Genomic DNA, 568 nt, shown 5'->3' on the forward strand with positions numbered 1-568 from the left:
AGGTGGCCAAATTCACTATGCCACTACAAACATCATCAACCTTGAATGGCAACAAATAGACATGCAGCGCCGGGTGGCATGGATAAACCCGGAAGAGAGTAAATCAAACCGCGCAATTGGCGTTGCGCTGAATGATACTGCATGTCGCGTATTGAAAAAACAAATAGGGAATCATCACCGTTGGGTATTTGTTTATAAGGAAAGCTGTACCAAACCAGACGGAACGAAAGCGCCAACAGTAAGGAAGATGCGGTATGACGCAAACACAGCCTGGAAAGCGGCTCTGAGACGAGCTGGTATTGATGATTTCAGATTTCACGACTTGAGACACACCTGGGCAAGTTGGCTGGTTCAAGCCGGAGTCCCGTTGTCAGTGTTACAGGAAATGGGTGGCTGGGAGTCTATCGAAATGGTTCGTCGATATGCTCACCTCGCGCCTAATCACCTTACCGAACACGCACGGCAAATAGACTCGATTCTGAACCCATCGGTCCCAAATTTGTCCCAGTCAAAAAATAAGGAAGGCACTAATGATGTGTAACTTATTGATTTAAATGGTGCCGATAAT

The 568-nt window shown here is 46.7% G+C and carries 1 protein-coding gene; it reads left to right on the top strand.

Annotation, left to right across the window (positions count from 1 at the left end; translation table 11 throughout):
• The coding region (locus EQY_RS0121725; RefSeq protein WP_000441812.1) for a site-specific integrase at window positions 1–541 on the top strand (541 nt) is incomplete at its 5' end.
• Window positions 542–568 lie beyond the last annotated feature (27 nt).

Origin of the sequence: Escherichia sp. TW14182 (assembly GCF_000208525.1) — a bacterium.
GTDB classification, from domain to species: Bacteria; Pseudomonadota; Gammaproteobacteria; order Enterobacterales; family Enterobacteriaceae; genus Escherichia; species Escherichia ruysiae.